18 protein-coding genes are annotated in these 15,846 nt (G+C 60.0%); 9 read left to right on the plus strand and 9 right to left on the minus strand.

What is annotated here, in order from left to right:
* Window positions 1–70: 70 nt before the first annotated feature.
* Entirely contained in the window at window positions 71–925 is an 855-nt protein-coding gene (locus ACSOSP_RS25735) for a LysR family transcriptional regulator (protein WP_455311173.1), read from the plus strand.
* 380 nt (window positions 926–1,305) lie between these two features.
* Here ACSOSP_RS25735 and ACSOSP_RS25740 read toward each other — a convergent pair whose 3' ends face one another.
* On the minus strand, window positions 1,306–1,779 hold the full coding sequence (locus ACSOSP_RS25740; protein ID WP_455313748.1) for a hypothetical protein: 474 nt from the start codon (window positions 1,777–1,779) through the stop codon (window positions 1,306–1,308).
* Between ACSOSP_RS25740 and ACSOSP_RS25745 the strand changes: the two genes are divergently transcribed.
* The 3 genes from ACSOSP_RS25745 (at window position 1,765) to ACSOSP_RS25755 (ending at window position 3,366) form a co-directional block, all read left to right on the plus strand.
* Entirely contained in the window at window positions 1,765–1,926 is a 162-nt protein-coding gene (locus tag ACSOSP_RS25745) for an H-NS histone family protein (protein WP_455313677.1), read from the plus strand. The two genes, ACSOSP_RS25740 and ACSOSP_RS25745, sit on opposite strands and share 15 nt — an antisense overlap.
* Window positions 1,927–2,285: 359 nt before the next feature.
* Window positions 2,286–2,717: a MarR family winged helix-turn-helix transcriptional regulator gene (locus ACSOSP_RS25750; protein ID WP_031357786.1), complete on the plus strand. Its 432-nt coding sequence runs from the start codon at window positions 2,286–2,288 to the stop codon at window positions 2,715–2,717.
* 214 nt (window positions 2,718–2,931) lie between these two features.
* Window positions 2,932–3,366 (plus strand): tautomerase family protein, encoded by a 435-nt coding sequence (locus tag ACSOSP_RS25755; protein ID WP_455311175.1) that lies wholly within the window; start codon window positions 2,932–2,934, stop codon window positions 3,364–3,366.
* A 386-nt stretch (window positions 3,367–3,752) separates the two neighbouring features.
* On the opposite strand, the gene ACSOSP_RS25760 is transcribed toward ACSOSP_RS25755, so the two are convergent.
* From ACSOSP_RS25760 to ACSOSP_RS25790, 7 genes are all read right to left on the minus strand, one after another.
* The gene (locus ACSOSP_RS25760) at window positions 3,753–4,169 is read right to left on the minus strand and encodes a MarR family winged helix-turn-helix transcriptional regulator (RefSeq protein ID WP_455311176.1); all 417 of its coding nucleotides are present in this window, start codon (window positions 4,167–4,169) and stop codon (window positions 3,753–3,755) included.
* A 354-nt stretch (window positions 4,170–4,523) separates the two neighbouring features.
* Window positions 4,524–5,723, minus strand: coding sequence for a porin (locus tag ACSOSP_RS25765; RefSeq protein ID WP_455313678.1), 1,200 nt, complete (start codon window positions 5,721–5,723; stop codon window positions 4,524–4,526).
* 137 nt (window positions 5,724–5,860) lie between these two features.
* Window positions 5,861–6,412 carry an SLOG cluster 4 domain-containing protein gene (locus ACSOSP_RS25770; protein ID WP_455311177.1) on the minus strand — a complete coding sequence of 184 codons (552 nt, stop codon included), beginning with the start codon at window positions 6,410–6,412 and terminating at the stop codon, window positions 5,861–5,863.
* A complete protein-coding gene (locus ACSOSP_RS25775) occupies window positions 6,390–7,223 on the minus strand; it encodes an ABC transporter permease (protein ID WP_455311179.1) in 834 nt (277 codons plus the stop codon). Before ACSOSP_RS25775 ends, ACSOSP_RS25770 begins: the two co-directional genes overlap by 23 nt.
* Before the next feature lie 10 nt (window positions 7,224–7,233).
* Window positions 7,234–8,331 carry an extracellular solute-binding protein gene (locus ACSOSP_RS25780; protein WP_455311181.1) on the minus strand — a complete coding sequence of 366 codons (1,098 nt, stop codon included), beginning with the start codon at window positions 8,329–8,331 and terminating at the stop codon, window positions 7,234–7,236.
* Window positions 8,332–8,374: 43 nt separating this feature from the next.
* A complete protein-coding gene (locus ACSOSP_RS25785; RefSeq protein ID WP_455311182.1) occupies window positions 8,375–9,403 on the minus strand; it encodes an ABC transporter ATP-binding protein in 1,029 nt (342 codons plus the stop codon).
* Between the two features lie 5 nt (window positions 9,404–9,408).
* Window positions 9,409–10,260 carry an ABC transporter permease gene (locus ACSOSP_RS25790; RefSeq protein WP_455311183.1) on the minus strand — a complete coding sequence of 284 codons (852 nt, stop codon included), beginning with the start codon at window positions 10,258–10,260 and terminating at the stop codon, window positions 9,409–9,411.
* A 177-nt stretch (window positions 10,261–10,437) separates the two neighbouring features.
* Here ACSOSP_RS25790 and ACSOSP_RS25795 point away from each other — a divergent pair, with 177 nt between their 5' ends.
* From ACSOSP_RS25795 to ACSOSP_RS25815, 5 genes are all read left to right on the plus strand, one after another.
* Window positions 10,438–11,322 carry a LysR substrate-binding domain-containing protein gene (locus ACSOSP_RS25795; protein ID WP_455311184.1) on the plus strand — a complete coding sequence of 295 codons (885 nt, stop codon included), beginning with the start codon at window positions 10,438–10,440 and terminating at the stop codon, window positions 11,320–11,322.
* Window positions 11,323–11,597: 275 nt separating this feature from the next.
* The gene (gene osmF / locus ACSOSP_RS25800; RefSeq protein ID WP_455313679.1) at window positions 11,598–12,473 is read left to right on the plus strand and encodes a glycine betaine ABC transporter substrate-binding protein OsmF; all 876 of its coding nucleotides are present in this window, start codon (window positions 11,598–11,600) and stop codon (window positions 12,471–12,473) included.
* On the plus strand, window positions 12,470–13,690 hold the full coding sequence (locus ACSOSP_RS25805; RefSeq protein ID WP_455311185.1) for an ABC transporter permease: 1,221 nt from the start codon (window positions 12,470–12,472) through the stop codon (window positions 13,688–13,690). The genes osmF and ACSOSP_RS25805 overlap by 4 nt, the downstream gene beginning before the upstream one ends.
* A gap of 25 nt (window positions 13,691–13,715) precedes the next feature.
* A complete protein-coding gene (locus ACSOSP_RS25810; protein ID WP_455311187.1) occupies window positions 13,716–14,654 on the plus strand; it encodes an ABC transporter ATP-binding protein in 939 nt (312 codons plus the stop codon).
* A complete protein-coding gene (locus ACSOSP_RS25815; protein WP_455311188.1) occupies window positions 14,651–15,406 on the plus strand; it encodes an ABC transporter permease in 756 nt (251 codons plus the stop codon). Before ACSOSP_RS25810 ends, ACSOSP_RS25815 begins: the two co-directional genes overlap by 4 nt.
* 139 nt (window positions 15,407–15,545) lie before the next feature.
* Here ACSOSP_RS25815 and ACSOSP_RS25820 read toward each other — a convergent pair whose 3' ends face one another.
* Entirely contained in the window at window positions 15,546–15,728 is a 183-nt protein-coding gene (locus ACSOSP_RS25820) for a CsbD family protein (RefSeq protein ID WP_455311190.1), read from the minus strand.
* Between the last annotated feature and the right edge of the window lie 118 nt (window positions 15,729–15,846).

A 15,846-nucleotide genomic window follows, 5' to 3' on the forward strand; every position in this document is an offset into this window, starting at 1 on the left:
TTCGTCCATGCAGGAAATTACGTAAATCGACGTTATTGCACGACGTCCAAACGTTTATGCATGAGGCGAAATGGACTGGGGCGATGTTCGAGTTTTCCTGGCGATTGCCCGCACGGGTTCGCTTGGCGCGGCCGCAAAGCGGACCGGCCAGACACAACCGACAATGGGTCGGCGGCTGCGAGCCCTCGAATCGGCAGTTGGCCAAACCCTGTTTCAACGCACCACGGACGGTTTTGTCCTGACGGATGAAGGAACAGCCGTTCTGATGCACGCGGAGCGTATGGAGGAGGACGCGCTCGCGTTCGAGCGCTCGTTGGCCGGCAAGGAGCAGCACCTGACTGGCGTGCTGCGGGTGTCATCGTCGGACTGGTTTGGCATCCATGTCCTGACGCCGCTTTTCGCTGAATTCCTTAGGGCTAATCCGCGCGTGAGCGTTGAACTGGTGACCGATTCCCGTCAATTCAATCTGGCAAGGCGCGACGCGGACCTGCTGTTTCGCATCACGCAGTTCGACGAGGCCGATGTGATTCAGCGAAAGTTCATGCACATGGACTACGCGCTGTACGGCCCGGTCGACATGGTTCCGCCGCACGCGGGCGACGGCGAGGGTTATAGCCTCATCACAATGGACAGTGCGTTTGGAACGCTGCCCGACGTCCACTGGGCGACGCGCTTGCTCCCGAAAGCGCATATGGCATTCGGCAGCAATAACCGCGGCGCACAAGCCAGGATGTGCGCGGAGGGCGGCGGACTGGCGGTTCTTCCCTGCAGGCTCGGCGACAATACGACCGGCATACACCGCATTGATCTGGGAGAGGCGCCGCCCGGCCGCGATGTTTGGTTCGGCTATCATCGCGACCTGCGCCGGCTCGGAAGACTGCGGGCGCTGCTCGACTTGGTTATCGAGCGATTGGCGAATGTGTGAATCTTTTGGTTCGTCCTCTTTTATTCCGTGGCCTCATGCTTTCAATAGGCTTCCGACGTGACAATGGTCAAGGCGGATCGGAGCCGTGGAATAGAAGCGGAATATTGCCGCACGCGTATCGCTTCAGCGATACGTTACACTCGGCACGCTGAAAAATCGCACGCTTGCGAATTCGAGTTCCGCATTCGAGTCTCTTAGTGAGCCGCAATTCGTCACGAATGAAATGTTTCCGGATTAAGAGCCGGACACCGTGTGTAAGATGTCGTTTAATATCGATGCCTGGATCAGCTGGGCTGGGCGTGGTATTTGTATCCTGTTGACCCCCAAACATGGCTGTTCCCGATGCGACCCGGCGCGATGCGCGTACACTAGCCGCTGTTTCAGTAAAGAGGCCCGTTAGGGAAACCACCCCTGCGCGCAGGCAGAACCTCTTGAATCGCCGGCTGATAGGGCATGTTGCCGTCCATGGCGTCATGGCTGCTGAAGACTCCGACGAAATTCGCAGGCCGGAATGCCGCTAATCCGGCAACCATCGGTCGGGCAGGCCTGGCCGGTTCGCCAGCCGGCAGACTGACTGAGACGTTAGCGGCGAACCCATTATTAAAACGCGATTCCTTTCGCGCCAAGCTTTTGTTGACCAATACGCTGTCGAACACCCATACAACTTCAAAGAACGACTTTTTATAATGCAAACAGCAATGCCCACCCTTAAAGAACTGCTCGCGCAACGCGAAGCGCTTCAGGACCAATTGAACGTCGCCCGACAGCGCCAGGCCGAAATCGTCCTCGCTGAAATAGTCGCAAAGATGGGCGAATATAAGATCTCGCTTGCCGAGCTGATGGGACACAACCATCAAGTCAAGCCGACTGCCGCGGTAGCCCCTACAACGGGCGTACCCAAATATCGCGATGCGGTGAGCGGTGCGACCTGGTCAGGCCGTGGCCGGGCGCCTCACTGGATCGTCGACAAAAACCGTGAAGATTTCCTGGTTGATGCCTGAATCGGTACCTTTGTGCGGCGTGTCGGCGCTGTGGCACGCGATTGCGTGACGCCTGCGGGATTTGCAAGACTCCGGGCGGCGGTGACAGAACCGAGCGACATTTAAAACACCACTGAAGACGAATTGAGCCCATTGCCCGTTGCTGATCAGCAGGCAAGCCTCATGTCGCACGTTCTGATCGATAAAACACTTCCTATGATCTGGCATTGACGCGCTACGCGAGATGCGAGCTATACTAAAGCAGTTGCATATGCATCTTATTTGGGCGGGCACATGTGTTGTCCCGGTGCTCAGGGGGTGCTTAATTGCGGTAGTGCAACGGCTTGGGATTGTTCGCCGCTAATCGATTCTGGAATCTCATGTTCACGGACTGCTATTGCACACAATTCCGCCGCTCGGCAAACGCTCTGACGAGCGTCTACGACGACGCGCTGCGGCCGATCGGATTAAAGATCACCCAGTTCTCGCTTCTCCGCGCGCTCGAGCGTCTTGGATCGGCGACCTTCACTGAAATCGCGGTGGAAGCCGCGCTGGATAAGACCACCATCTCGAGAAACCTCAAGGTCCTGATCGATGCCGGCTGGGTCAAGGTCGGCAGTGAAGAAGATGCCCGCTTCAAGGTCGCAACCTTGAGCAAGGAGGGGGTGAAAATGCTGCGGCGCGCGGAGCCTCACTGGCAGGTCGCGCAGAAGCAGGTTGAAAGCGAAGTTCAAAAGTTCATGAAGGGCCCAGCCAGCAAGCGCTTGTTGGAAGCGCTCGAAACGCTTCAAGGTGTGGGGCGGGAGGTCTGACGTTCGTCGTATCGACCGCCGGGTAAACACGTGTATCTGGCCGGTATCGCAAACAATAAGATGTAGCTACAACTGTATTTTTTGATTTCATTCGTGCAATTAGTTGTAGCTGCAACTGTACGCTGTTGAATCTTATCTTCTGCACAATAGTTGTATATGCAATAGATGAGACGAAATGGCGAAAGCGTCGTTCCATTGCCCACGGAGGGGCTATATGCCAACCTATATTGTTTCCGCTGCCGTCGGCCGCCTGTCTGCCGATGTCAAGCAACGCATTGCGGAAGACATCACCCGGATTCACAACCAGGCCACCGGCGCGCAGTCTTTCTTCGCCCAGGTGATTTTCAATGATGTGCCTCATGGCAATCACTTCGTGGGTGGAAGTCCGCTTCGCACCGAGCAGATTTTTGTGCACGGACATATTCGCGCCGGGCGAACCGCAGAGCGCAAGCGTGAATTGCTTGAGGGCATGGTCGATGCGATCTCGGAAACCACATCCGTTGCGAAGCGATACATCTGGGCCTACATATCCGAACTGCCTCCGGCACAGATGATCGAATACGGCCATGTTTTACCGGAACCCGGTTCTGAAGAAAATTGGCTCTCGTCGCTGCCTGCCGAGGACCGCGACTTTATGCAAAGCATCTGAAAAGACGTCCGATGCACGCCGCGGCGCATTCATGCCAAAGACGATGATCGATCGACGTTCACCGCGAACATTGATCGATCGCCTGCACAAGCGAATCCTGCAACGCCGAATCCTGGAAAAAAGCATCGAGACTGCGGTGCTCATCGTTTGCGAACGCCTGTATGCATCGTGCATTGTTTGCGCGGTTGCTTGAAACAGAGCAGGTAAGGGCGACAAGCAGCGCCGCCAATCCAAGGATTGCTATCGCAACGCTGGCGGCGCGTGCCGGCGACCATCGCCACCCGATGCACTTGTCAGCCACGGCGATTCGACGCAATTCGTTATCCATTGCGTGGCTCCATTATGGTTAGCAAGACAACTATCTGTTATAAAAAAAGACGTCAGACTTACACCAACGCCTTCCTCACGCCGTGCATGGACGTGACAGCCGACTCAAACAACTCGGGGCCGATCTTTGCGCGCAAGGTCCGTGCAATCTTTGCGCTGGCATTGTTGATGGGCCGATCGAGCGCCTCACCGGCTGCCGTTGCATGGACTGTCCACTCCCGGCCATCTTCCTTGGCTTGACGACGTTCCACTAATTGCTTTTCGCAGAGACTGTCGATAAGCCGGGTCGCGGTGGGTCGCGCTATGCCGAGGATCTCGGCTACCTGACTGCTGAGGCACCCGGGCGTAGCCAGCACGACTCGAAGCACAAATCCCTGCGGTGGTGTCAGCCCGAATTCTGCATAGACGACAGTCCACTCCCGCTCCACGAGACGGGCGAGGGCAGCGGAGTTGAAGTAAAGGCAGTGATCGAACATGGATCGATTAAATCACGAAATAGTTAGCAAGGCAATTAATTTAGAGCTTGTTGTTGCCACGGATCGCCGCCGCCAAGAAAACTTTACGTGCTCGGTAAGCAACAAGGAAGTCCCGCTTCACACTGGCTACCCGTATTTAAGGTGTTGCCTAGCCACTATCTCACTGCGTGGCGCATACAAATGGCGGCGAGGAGGCTAAGCGCGGGAAGCGAGACGGTTTCCGGCGTCGCGCAACGCGCTCGATCACGAATCCGAGCCGGCGTTCAAAAGTCATGGGGCGGGGCGGCGCCCGGCGCTCGTGCTTGTCGCCTAATACGGGCCAAGCGCGAGCGCACGGGCGTTGATTAGAATCAATCAGAACGTCTGGCGGATACCTACGCGCACGAGCGTCTGGGTGTTGCTTGCGGACGAGATGCCATTCCCGACATCGCCCACCGACGCAGTCGCGTTGACGATATTGCCGTATGCATCCAGCGTCTTGCCGCTTGCCTTCTGATAACCGACAAGTGCGTAGAGCGACGTCCGCTTCGACAAGTTATAGAACGACGCGAGGTTGAACTGGTTGTACTTGGGAGCCGATGCGCCATTGATCGAGCTGCCGCGGGTGTAATCGTAACCTGCCGCGACTCGCACGGCCGTTGTCGCCTGATAAGACACGGTCAGGCCGGCCGAGTTGAAGGTTTCCTTGCCCTTGAACAGCGAGAAGCTGCCGGCCGTGTACTGCGTGTTGCTATACGAGAGCCCGAGCGTCACCCGGCCGATCTGATAGGTACTGTCTGCGGCGATGATCTGCTGATTCCGGGCCGATGCAAACCCTTCGTTGATCGACGATGAGAACGTGCCGTCGTATGAACCGGTCCAGGCGCCGCTGTTCGCGCCGTAGGTATTGTTCGCCTGCATGTAAGCGGCGCCGATCGCTAAAGGGCCGTTCGCGTATTGACCGCCGAAACTCCAGGTGCTCTGGTTCTTGATACTGCCCGCCTGATTGCCGAAACCATAAAGCGCGCCGAGCTGAAGGCCTGAAAACGATGGGCTCGTGTACTTGATCGAGTTATTCTCACGGGCCTGGTTGTCGATGTTGTCCAGGTCGCCCGGATGAGCGCCCATGCCCGTCAGGAAGTTGCCGGCGCTGAGCGAGCCGACGAAGTCCACGATGGGATCGTACTGGCGTCCGAGTGTTACTTTACCGAACTTCGTGCTCGAAAGGCCCATCCATGCCTGGCGGCCGAACTCACGGCCGCCCTGGCCGAGCTGGCCGGTGCCAATGTTAAAGCCGTTCTCCAACTGGAAGATGGCGGCGAGACCACCACCCAGATCTTCATTGCCCTTGAGGCCCCAGCGGTCCCCCGACCACGTACCGCTTGCGAACGCGTAGTTCGAGGCGTTGGTATACACGACCGGCTTGCCCGCCGCGCCGCTCGACTGGGCGACACGCTGGCCGCTGGTATAGCCCAGGCCTGCGTCGACAATACCGTACAACGTGACACTGCTCTGCGCGAAAGCCGCAGGCAAGATGCTGTTCAGTGCGAGAAATGCGAATGCTGTTTTCTTCAACATGATAAGGATACCTATTAATTAAACATAAACCGAAAAACTGATTCGGATGGTGGTTCTGCCGGGGTGCTGGTGATGCGAGCCTGGAGGTCTGCTGTGAGTGTCCGAGACCGGATTCATCCTTCAACCGTTACTGTCTACATGCCTTCTGATGCGAGCCAGTTCGCCACCCTGACGGTAAGCGAGGCCGCGTTGTCGAACGCCTCCGCTCCCGGAACCTGCGGTGCACCGAGCAACGTAAACACCGGCTTGCCCCACTGCAGTCCAAGCGCCATTTCGGAAAGTGTGCCAAGGCCGCCGCCGACCGCAATCAAACACACCGAAGCCCGTGCGATCAGCGCGTTACGCGTGATCCCGAGTCCTGTCGGAAGCGCCACGGTCAGGTATTCGTTGGCCGCGGCCGCATCGTCTTCAGGCAGTAATCCGATCACTACACCTCCGGCCGCCTTCGCCCCGCAAGCGGCCGCTTCCATCACGCCACCCTTGCCGCCGCAAAGAAGTGCCATGCCGGCGCTGGCTAGTACATAGGCAATGCCCCGAGCTGCTGTCAGTTGCTCTGCTGTCGCCTCGCGCGGACCGATCAGTCCCACAGGTGTCGCATGCCGCGCCGGACCCGTCTGGCGAGCGGCCAGCCTTTGCAGCGCGAGATAAGCGTCATTCGACCAATCAATTTCTTCGTTGCCGTGCAAGGCATTCCCCTAAGGCAAGAACACAGGTACAGCCGGCGGTCAGCACCAGCGAAAGGGCTGCAGCCAGCGGAAAATCCGTCTGTCCGTCGGACAGCTTCAAATACATCAGCAGCGGCAGGATGTTGACCTGCGTGCCTGCCAGCGCGAGCGCGGTGCCATAGGTGCCAAGCGCAATCGATGTCACGAGACACCACGCCGCCGCAATCGACGGCCACAGCTCGCGCAACGCGACATCGAAAAGTGCACGCAACGGTGACGCGCCCAACGTAAGCGCAGCCTCAAGCGGTTGCCGATCCAGATTGGCGATAGCTGGAAACAGCATCAGCGCAACGCGCGGGATCAGGTAATACGCATACGCCACGACCAGCCCCGTGGTCGTGTAGATCAACGAGCCCACGCTCGCCGGATCGGCGCCCACGCGTGCAAGAAGGCTCGTTACGAATCCCGCGCGGCCGAACGCGAGGATGAATCCGTACGCAATCACCAGCCCTGAGAACGCCAGCGGCACGCCGAGCATGGCGAGCAGCCAGCGGCGGCGCTCGGGGGACTGCCCGGCGAGTGCTATTGCCAGCGGCAGCCCGAGCGCCAGCGACACAGTGCCGGCCCCAAACGCGAGGGCGATCGAGTGGCCCAGCGCGCTGAGCACCAGCGGGTCCTGCGCCAGCCGCACGAAAGCGGAGCCGTGATCCGCCCCGGCAGACACCACCAGCGCACCGAGCGGCAGGGCAAAGAACAGGGCGAGCAGAAGTCCCGCCGGGACCGCTCCGAAGCGGCGCACGGTGCCTTCTCCGCTCATCGACGAGACATTCATTCCGTGCTCCTTACTTCGCGAGCGCAGCCTGCGCCCACAACTGGTCGACCTCGGCCTTTTTCTCCGCAGCCTTGACCACGTCGAGCGGATGAACCTGCGGCACATCGGGCATCTTCGCGCGGATCTCCGGCGACATCGGCACGCCGGGCACAGCCGGACGCACATACCCCTGCGCGAACAGCGACTGACCGACATCGCTCATGACCAGGTTCAACCATAGTTGCGCCGCGTCAGGGTTCGGTCCGTTCTTGACCAGGCTCATTGCATACGGTGCGGACACCGTGGCTTCCTTCGGTATCACCACTTCAGCCGCGTCGCCCATGCCGTCGGTGTATTTCGCTTTCAGGCCGTCGTTTTCGTAGCCGATCAAGATCGGGATCTCGCCTTTGACGAATTTTGCGTAAGGCGTGGTGCCTTCCACGCGCATCACGCTGCCCGCTTCGCGCAGCTTGCCGAAGAAGTCGGTGCCCGGTTTCGGATTGTCGACGCTGCCACCGAACGCATAGGCCGCCGCGAACATCGCCACTTGTCCCTGACCCGTCGAGCGCGGATCGAGGTACACCACCGAGTTCTTGTACTCGGGCTTGAGCAGATCGGCCCAGCCGTGCGGCACGTTCTTGACCAGTTTTGTGTTGACGAGAAACGCAACATTCAGCGAATGCACCGTGAACCAACGGCCATCGCGCTCACGAAACACGGGCGGCAGCTTGTCGAAGTTAAGCGGCTTGAATGGCGCTACGACGTCCTTGCCGAGCGCATCGAGTGCCGACGCTGCGAAGTAGTACGCCGTGTCCGCTTGCGGGCGCCGACGGGCCTTGTCGAGCGCAACCACGGTCGCGGCCGAACCAATATCGTTATAAGTGATCTCGACCTTCGGATAGCGTTTCTTGAACTCGGCGAAAAGCGATTTCCAGTTGGCCCATTCGGGGCCGGTGTCGAACGAGACCACCAGGCCCTCATCCGCGGCCTTTGCGTACAACGCTTCTTCGCCGGGATAAAGCGGGGCAGCGGACGCCGCATGAACAGCCGGCGCGCTCAGGATGGACAGCACGCAAACGAATCCGGCGGCTAGCCGGAGTCGTGAGAAAAGACCAAACCCTGCAAGCATTGTGGTTCTCCATGAAACAATCTGAATAAGGAAACTGAGTGATCTATGCGGCCAGGACACGCAGATGTTCCGGTGCGATGGCGATGGCTTGTTCCGCGAGCTGACGCCCTTCGCACAGCAGCGGCTGTTGCGCTGAATCCGGGATGAAGTCGTAGCGGCACGTCGCGCCGAAGTAACGCACTTCGGTTCGACGGCCGCCCAGCCGGTTGACCGCGGTATCCGGTGGATCGGGCTGCACGTGTTCAGGACGCAGCAGCACATCGACTTTGTCACCAGGACGGAAGGCGCCGGTATCGGCGAAGAGGAGAGCGAAGGAAACATCCACGGCATTCGTGCCCACGACCCGTCCCGGCATCACGCTCGAATGTCCGACGAAACGAGCGACCTGCGTCGATACCGGTTGGGTGTAGAGGCGCTCAGGGGTGTCCACTTGCAACACGCGGCCACCATCGACTACGGCAACCCGGTCCGCGAGGCTCAGTGCTTCGTCCTGATCGTGCGTGACCAGGAGCGTGGTGGCGCCGCACGCACGTTGCAGCGAGCGGATCTCGTCGCGGAGTTGCTGGCGAATGCCGGCATCGAGGGCCGCAAGTGGTTCGTCGAGCAGCAAAACCTTGGGGTCAAACGCGAGGGCGCGCGCCAGTGCAACGCGTTGTTGCTGGCCGCCGGAGAGCAGCGTTGTGCTGCGGCCGGCATGCTCGGTGAGACCCACCCGTTCAAGCATATCCAGCGCCCGGACCCGGCGTTTCGCGGCGCTCATGCCGCGCATCCGCAGGCCGTAGGCAACGTTGTCCAGTACGCTCAAATGAGGGAAGAGCGCGTACTGCTGAAACACCATGCCGACCTCGCGCCGCCATACGGGAACGCCCTCCACGTCGCGGCCGTTGATCGCGATACCTCCTTGATAACCATTGAGGAGCCCGGCGGCCAGCCGAAGGATGGTCGACTTGCCGGAACCGCTGCGCCCCATTACGGCCAGCAGTTCACCGGGTTCAACCGACAGCGTGACCGCTTCAATACCGTGCTGTGCGCCGGGATATGTAAAGCTCACGTTTTCGAAAGAGAGGCTCATCGTTTTTACTTCAGTCTTTGAACAGTGTTGACCGACACGAGTGTCGCAATGACCGCCAGGCACAGCAGCACCACGGTGGCCGCGCACGCCATGCCGGTTGCGCCGTAGAACGCTTGCAACAGCACCACCGGATAGTTGCGGTAGCGAAAGCCCGCGATCAGGTTGGAGACCTGGAATTCGCCTATGGAGAGTGCCGCCACCATCACGAGTCCGGAGAACAGGCTTTGGCGGAGATTGGGCAGCACGATTGTCATGAACTGCCGCAACGGGGTGGCGCCGAGCGTGGCGGCACAAGCTTCGAGGCGTTCGATATCGAGGTGGCGAAGATCGCTTAGCAGTGTCTGCGTCAGGTAAGGCAGCGTAAGCACGGTGTGAGCGGCGATCAGCAGGGGCAAGGACCCAAGCCACGGCAGCGCGTCGCCGCTAAAGATGGCGATGAAACCAAAACCCAGCGTGAGCCCTGGCACGCCCACGGGCAGCAGCGCAACGAGCCGCGCGGTCAACCCGCGCCCGGCGAGTGAGCGATAGTGCAAGGCATAAGCGAGCGGCAGGCCGACAACAGCGCTCGCGCAGCAACAGGCCAGTGCGACCAGCAAGCTCACGCCGAAGGCGCGCCGGAAGCTGGTGTCGGCGGCGAGATCGGCAAACCAGTGTCCCGTGATGCCGGTCGGCAGCACCGTGTTTGTCCATGTCTCGCCGAAGGAGCCAATCACTAAAAGCATGATTGGGAGCAGCATGTAAATCGAAAAAAGCACGACGACGAGTTGCAGCACAACACGTCCGGCTGATACGGGACGCCGGGAGCCGCGACGAAGGGGAACGCTTGGGCCGATAGCCGGTGCGACGGGAGTTTGCATGGGAGCACTTGTCTCAAAGCGGATCGAAGCCGATGCACCTTGAATGAAGCCGGTGCGAGGTTTCGGATTGCTTGCAAGTGTGCAGAGACGACATGGCATCGTCATGAAAAAAACGTACAAAGCTCGCACTGCGCTGTGCGCATCCGGAACATATCGACGCAAACCGCTCGGACGCCGATGAAACATCACTACCCGAACGTCACGGAACTACTTGCTTTCACTAGCGCTGCCAAGCATTTGAATTTCTCGCGCGCAGCGCGTGAACTGGGCCTGACACCTAGCGCCGTCAGCCGGCAGATCGCCGCGCTGGAGACGCAGTTCGGCGTGCAGCTTTTCATTCGGGACGGCCGTAATCTCGCGTTGACTCCATCGGGCAGCCGTTATCTCGAGCGCGTTGCCAGCCCTTTGCGTGACATCGGCAACGCATCGCTGGAAATGATGAGCGCGGGCGGCCAGGGCGATCTGCTGACCATCGCGAGCGTGCCGACATTCACGACGAAATGGCTGATTCCGCGATTGCCCGGTTTCCTGTCCAGCACGTCAGGCGTCACGATCAGTTTCGCTCGTCACCTGGCGCATGGCGACGCGTTTCCACTCGATCTTGATGCGGCGATTCGCTATGGGGATGGCACGTGGGATGGGGTAGTGTGTGATTACATTGATGGCCGCAGGTTTTTGCTGGTGTGCTCGCCCGACTATCGAGCGAGGCGGCCGCTGCGCTGCCTGCAGGATGCCGCCGATGCTGCACGGCTGTTGCATGGGCAAGCCGGGCGAGTGTGGGGGCAGTGGGCAGAAGCCTATGGCGTGTACAACATGAACGCGCTGACAGGCCCAAGATTCGAGCAATACTCGGTGTTGATCCAGGCGGCGCAGGCGGGACTCGGGCTTGCGCTGGTGCCGGAGTTTCTCGTCCGCGATAACCTCGCCACGGGCAAACTGGTGGAACCGATTTCGGCGCCCATAGATGTCGAGCAGGGGCATTATCTTTGCTATTTTCCGGAGCGGATTGAAACCCGGCCCGCTTTGAAGCATTTTCGTGAGTGGGTGTTGTCGCAGGTTTGATTTATGTGCCAAAACCGCATTTCCATCGATACCTATTTGCAAATCGGGATTTCTTGGTTTGTGATTGTTTTGCCTGCCATTACTCTCCTCAGCTATTGCAGCCGATTCACTGCTACCTGGTCGATAATGTCGACCGGCGCTTAAGCGGCCAATGAGCGGCCGATAAGCGACCAAGAACTCCTTTCCTTTGCAAACAACCGTTTAACCGAGGTCACCTCCCCATGGGAATAGCAAAATCAATCAAAACATGGGGCGCCGCCGCGCTCGTCCTGACCATGTCCGCTGCGTCCACCGCTTATGCAGCGGACTCGGTCACCGTGGCATCGAAGATCGACACCGAAGGCAATCTGCTCGGGAACATCATTGCGCAGGTGCTGAAGTCGCATGGCATTGCGGTCTCGGACAAGATCGGCCTCGGGACCACGCCGATCGTGCGCAAGGCCATCACGACGGGTGAAATCGATATCTATCCGGAATACACCGGCAACGCCGCGTTCTTCTTCAACAAGGCCGATGACCCGCTCTGGAAGAATGCGGCCAAAGGCTATGAGGAAGCCGCCAGGCTCGATTACGCCGCCAACAAGATCGTCTGGCTGACGCCCGCGCCTGCCAACAACACCTGGGCGGTGGGCCTGCTCGGAACCGTGGCGAAGGCCAACAAGATCAAGACCTTCGAAGACTTCGGCAAGTGGGTGTCGGCGGGCGGTCAGGTCAAGCTCGCGGCATCGGCCGAGTTCGTCAATACCGCAGCCGCGCTGCCATCGTTCGAAAAGACCTATGCATTCAAGCTGAAACCTGAACAGCTTCTCGTGCTCTCGGGCGGCGATACATCGGCGACGATCAAGGCGGCCGCCGAGCAAACCGACAAGGTCAACGCAGCCATGGTCTACGGCACGGACGGCGGCATAGAGGCCGCGGGCCTGGTGGTACTGGAGGACAACAAGAGCGTGCAACCCGTCTATGCACCCACGCCGCTGATTCGCGAGAGCGTGCTGAAAGCGCACCCGGAAATTGCCGGCTACCTCAAGCCGGTCTTCGCCAGTCTTGATCTGAAGACCCTGCAGACGTTGAACAGCCGCATTCAGGTCAACGGCGAGCCGGCCGCAACGGTAGCGGCGAGCTACCTGAAATCGAAGGGTTTCGTTAAATGATTGCGGGAACCGAGGCCGATGCACGTCCGCTCGACACGCTGGCCACGGCCGTGGCGCAGCACGATGCGGGCAGGTCGCGTATCGACAAGGTCGGTTCGCTGATTGCGGCGCTGGCCGTGTTCGCGCTGGTGTTCCAGCCGTTCGTGACCTTCCGTGCCAACCGGATCGTATCGGGCAAGGGTCTCGGGTTGACCGATATCCTCACAACTGGACAGGCGTGGGCATTTCTTGTGGTGTTCGCGGCAGGGGCGCTGTTCGCGTTGCTGCGCAGCCGGCCGACGCTTCGGTTCGTGGTCGGTGTTGTCCTGCTTCTGACGCTCTGCGTGCTGCTCGGCCTGGTGCCTGGGCATCTCGTCACAGAGGATCACCCGTTGGCGAGGGTGTCGCCCGCCGGTGGATTCTGGATCCTGTTCTTCGCGTTCTCGGTGCTGGTAACCGACGCTATCGCCAAGCTCTCGTTCGGCCCCGTGCAGCATCTCCTTGCGCTTGCACTGGCTGCGGCCGCGATAGCCGCCATCCTCAGCAGTGGACTATGGAGCGGGCTGTCGGTCATGCAGGAGTACGCGAATCACGCCGATACCTTCTGGCGCGAAGCGGCTCGCCACGTTGAACTCGTCACCGGATCGGTTGCAGCAGCAGTCCTGATCGGCGTGCCGCTCGGTGTAGCGTGTGCGAAGTGGTCGACGCTGCGTGCGCTCACGTTGCCGGTGCTGAACATTGTGCAGACCATCCCGAGTATCGCGATGTACGGTTTGATGATGGTGCCGCTAGGGCTGCTTGCCGCCCGGTTCCCGTTGCTCGATGCGCTGGGCATTCGCGGTATCGGTGTCGCGCCTGCGGGAATTGCGTTGTTCCTCTATTCGCTGTTGCCGGTCGCGGCAAGCGTCGTGGTGGGGTTTGCGCAGTTGCCGCGCGAGAGCGTCGAAGCGGCAGTGGCGATGGGCATGACCCCGCGCCAGCGGTTCTTTGCTATCGAATTACCGCTTGCGTTGCCTGTCATCCTGACGGGCGTGCGGATCGTGCTGGTCCAGAACATCGGTCTCACGACCGTGGCTGCGCTGATCGGCGGGGGTGGCTTCGGGACCTTTGTTTTCCAGGGCCTCGGGCAAGCGGCGACTGATCTCGTGCTGCTTGGCGCCGTGCCAACTATCGCGCTCGGTCTCGCCGCGGCAATCGTGTTCAACGCCGTGACTGAACTCGCTGAAAGACGCCACTAAAGGACGCCACTAAAGGGCGACACGTATGATCGAAATCGAAAAGCTCAGCCGGCGTTTCGGCGATATCGTTGCAGTCGATGACGTCTCGCTCACTATCGAACGCGGCACCATCACCGCGTTTGTCGGCACGTCGGGCAGCGGCAAGTCCACGCTGCTGCGCATGATCAACCGCCTGATCGCGCCCACGAGCGGCACGATCCGTATCGACGGACGAGACACCTCGACCTTGCCGGCTGAAGTCTTGCGGCGCGGGATTGGTTATGTGATCCAGGGCAACGGCTTGTTTCCGCATTGGACGGTGGCCCGCAATATTGCGACGGTTCCGCGCTTGCTGGGGTGGAGCGCGGCCAGGATCGACGAACGTGTGCGCGAGTTGCTGGCGCTCTTCAACCTTGACGCCGATGCCTACCTCGACAAGTTTCCTCATCAGCTTTCCGGGGGGCAGCAGCAGCGCGTGGGCGTGGCGCGGGCGCTGGCGGCGGAGCCTGCAATCTTGTTGATGGACGAGCCGTTCGGGGCACTCGATCCCATCATTCGTGCCAAGGCGCAGGAGGACTTGCTCGCGCTTCAGCGGCGCCTGGGGATCACGGTCGTGATCGTTACGCACGACATGGAAGAGGCATTGCATTTGGGCGATCGCATTGTGGTGATGGACGGTGGCCGTGTGCTTCAGGCGGCTACGCCCGCGGAGATCTTGCGGCGGCCCGCGCCGGGTTTTGTCGAACGATTGGTGGCGGGTGTCGACCGGCCGTTCCGGTTGCTGTCGTTGATACCTGTTAGTGAAATCGCTGAAACCGGCGCCGCCGAGGGCAGTCCCATTGCCGGCACGCAGAGCCTTCGCGATGCCTTGTCCGAGTTGCTTTGGCGTGGTGTGCAGAGCTTGCCGGTTGCATCGGCGGATGGTGGAGTGCACAAGCGTATTTCGCTTGCATCGATCCTGGCGCGCGCCGAGAGGTCCACATGAAATCAGCTGCGTGGATAGCGCGTACGTTCGCGCTTGCCGTGCTGCTCTTGCTGCTGTTCGAGCCGCACGTGTTCCAGCCGCTCCTTGCGCCGTTGGCTGAAAATGGCGCACCGGCTCTCTACGACCGGGCGAGCCTGCTGGACCTCACGCTTGCGCATCTTGGGATTGTGGCGGGCGCCAGTCTGGCGGGTGCGGTGATTGCATTGCTTGCGGGGATTTTCGTCACGCGTGAGGCGGGTGCGGAATTCTTGCCGCTTGCGCGCAGCGTGGTGAATATCGGGCAGACGTTTCCGCCGGTGGTCGTGCTGGCGCTTGCGGTGCCGGTGGTCGGGTTTGGCGTGAAGCCGACGCTGGTCGCGTTGATTCTCTACGGTCTCCTGCCGATCTTCGAGAGCACCATCACCGGTCTGAAGGAGATTCCGTCCACGACTATCGATGCGGCTCGGGGTATGGGCATGAGCGCGACGCGGCAGTTGTTCAGTGTCGAACTGCCGCTCGCGTTGCCGGTGATTCTTGCGGGCCTGCGGCTGTCCGTGGTGATCAACCTGGGTACGGCGACGATTGGTTCGACTGTGGCGGCGAAGGGCTTGGGCGATGTCATCATTGCCGGCTTGCAGACATCGAATACGGCCTTCATTCTGCAGGGTGGCGTTATTGTTGGGTTGCTTGCCGTGTTGATCTACGACGCGATGGGCTTCGCCGGGCGGTTGGCCTCAAGGCATGTGGTGGACGCTGCCGCGAGCGGTGCTTAGGGACGGGGTCTCCGGATTACAGAGCCTGAGACCCTTCCTTCGGCAACGAGCGGAGAACAATCGAGGCGCGCTTCGTTGCGAAACCTCAAGCAAAAAAGCCGACCTTAACCGGTCGGCTTTCAGCGTGCGAATTTTCTGGTTACTTCCTGAATATGTCGCGTACGGCGTCGGCTGCTTTACCGACCTTTGACTGGACCTTGCCGGCAACTCTTTCGGCGGCGCCTTCAGCTTGCGTAGTCTTGTTGCCGGTGACTTTGCCGAATGTTTCCTTGATGGAGCCGGTCACTTGCTTGGCTGCGCCTTCAACCCGATTCTTGTCCATGACGTTTCCCTTTAGAGAGCTTGCGTAATTAACGTGCTAAACGAGCATCAAGCGCTGATTTGCTTCGCGTAACCGCAACCCTACAAACGTTTTCATCGCGCTTGTTTGCTTCCATTGC

It is taken from the genome of Caballeronia sp. KNU42, from assembly GCF_053760385.1.

Coding starts and splice junctions, on each gene's coding strand:
- ACSOSP_RS25750 (WP_031357786.1), top strand. CDS start 2,286: ATGTTCACGGACTGCTATTGCACACAATTCCGCCGCTCGGCAAACGCT.
- ACSOSP_RS25760 (WP_455311176.1), bottom strand. CDS start 4,169: ATGTTCGATCACTGCCTTTACTTCAACTCCGCTGCCCTCGCCCGTCTC.
- ACSOSP_RS25805 (WP_455311185.1), top strand. CDS start 12,470: ATGATTGCGGGAACCGAGGCCGATGCACGTCCGCTCGACACGCTGGCC.
- ACSOSP_RS25785 (WP_455311182.1), bottom strand. CDS start 9,403: ATGAGCCTCTCTTTCGAAAACGTGAGCTTTACATATCCCGGCGCACAG.
- ACSOSP_RS25810 (WP_455311187.1), top strand. CDS start 13,716: ATGATCGAAATCGAAAAGCTCAGCCGGCGTTTCGGCGATATCGTTGCA.
- ACSOSP_RS25790 (WP_455311183.1), bottom strand. CDS start 10,260: ATGCAAACTCCCGTCGCACCGGCTATCGGCCCAAGCGTTCCCCTTCGT.
- ACSOSP_RS25775 (WP_455311179.1), bottom strand. CDS start 7,223: ATGAATGTCTCGTCGATGAGCGGAGAAGGCACCGTGCGCCGCTTCGGA.
- ACSOSP_RS25735 (WP_455311173.1), top strand. CDS start 71: ATGGACTGGGGCGATGTTCGAGTTTTCCTGGCGATTGCCCGCACGGGT.
- osmF (WP_455313679.1), top strand. CDS start 11,598: ATGTCCGCTGCGTCCACCGCTTATGCAGCGGACTCGGTCACCGTGGCA.
- ACSOSP_RS25795 (WP_455311184.1), top strand. CDS start 10,438: ATGAAACATCACTACCCGAACGTCACGGAACTACTTGCTTTCACTAGC.
- ACSOSP_RS25780 (WP_455311181.1), bottom strand. CDS start 8,331: ATGCTTGCAGGGTTTGGTCTTTTCTCACGACTCCGGCTAGCCGCCGGA.
- ACSOSP_RS25745 (WP_455313677.1), top strand. CDS start 1,765: ATGGGACACAACCATCAAGTCAAGCCGACTGCCGCGGTAGCCCCTACA.
- ACSOSP_RS25740 (WP_455313748.1), bottom strand. CDS start 1,779: ATGGTTGTGTCCCATCAGCTCGGCAAGCGAGATCTTATATTCGCCCAT.
- ACSOSP_RS25755 (WP_455311175.1), top strand. CDS start 2,932: ATGCCAACCTATATTGTTTCCGCTGCCGTCGGCCGCCTGTCTGCCGAT.
- ACSOSP_RS25815 (WP_455311188.1), top strand. CDS start 14,651: ATGAAATCAGCTGCGTGGATAGCGCGTACGTTCGCGCTTGCCGTGCTG.
- ACSOSP_RS25820 (WP_455311190.1), bottom strand. CDS start 15,728: ATGGACAAGAATCGGGTTGAAGGCGCAGCCAAGCAAGTGACCGGCTCC.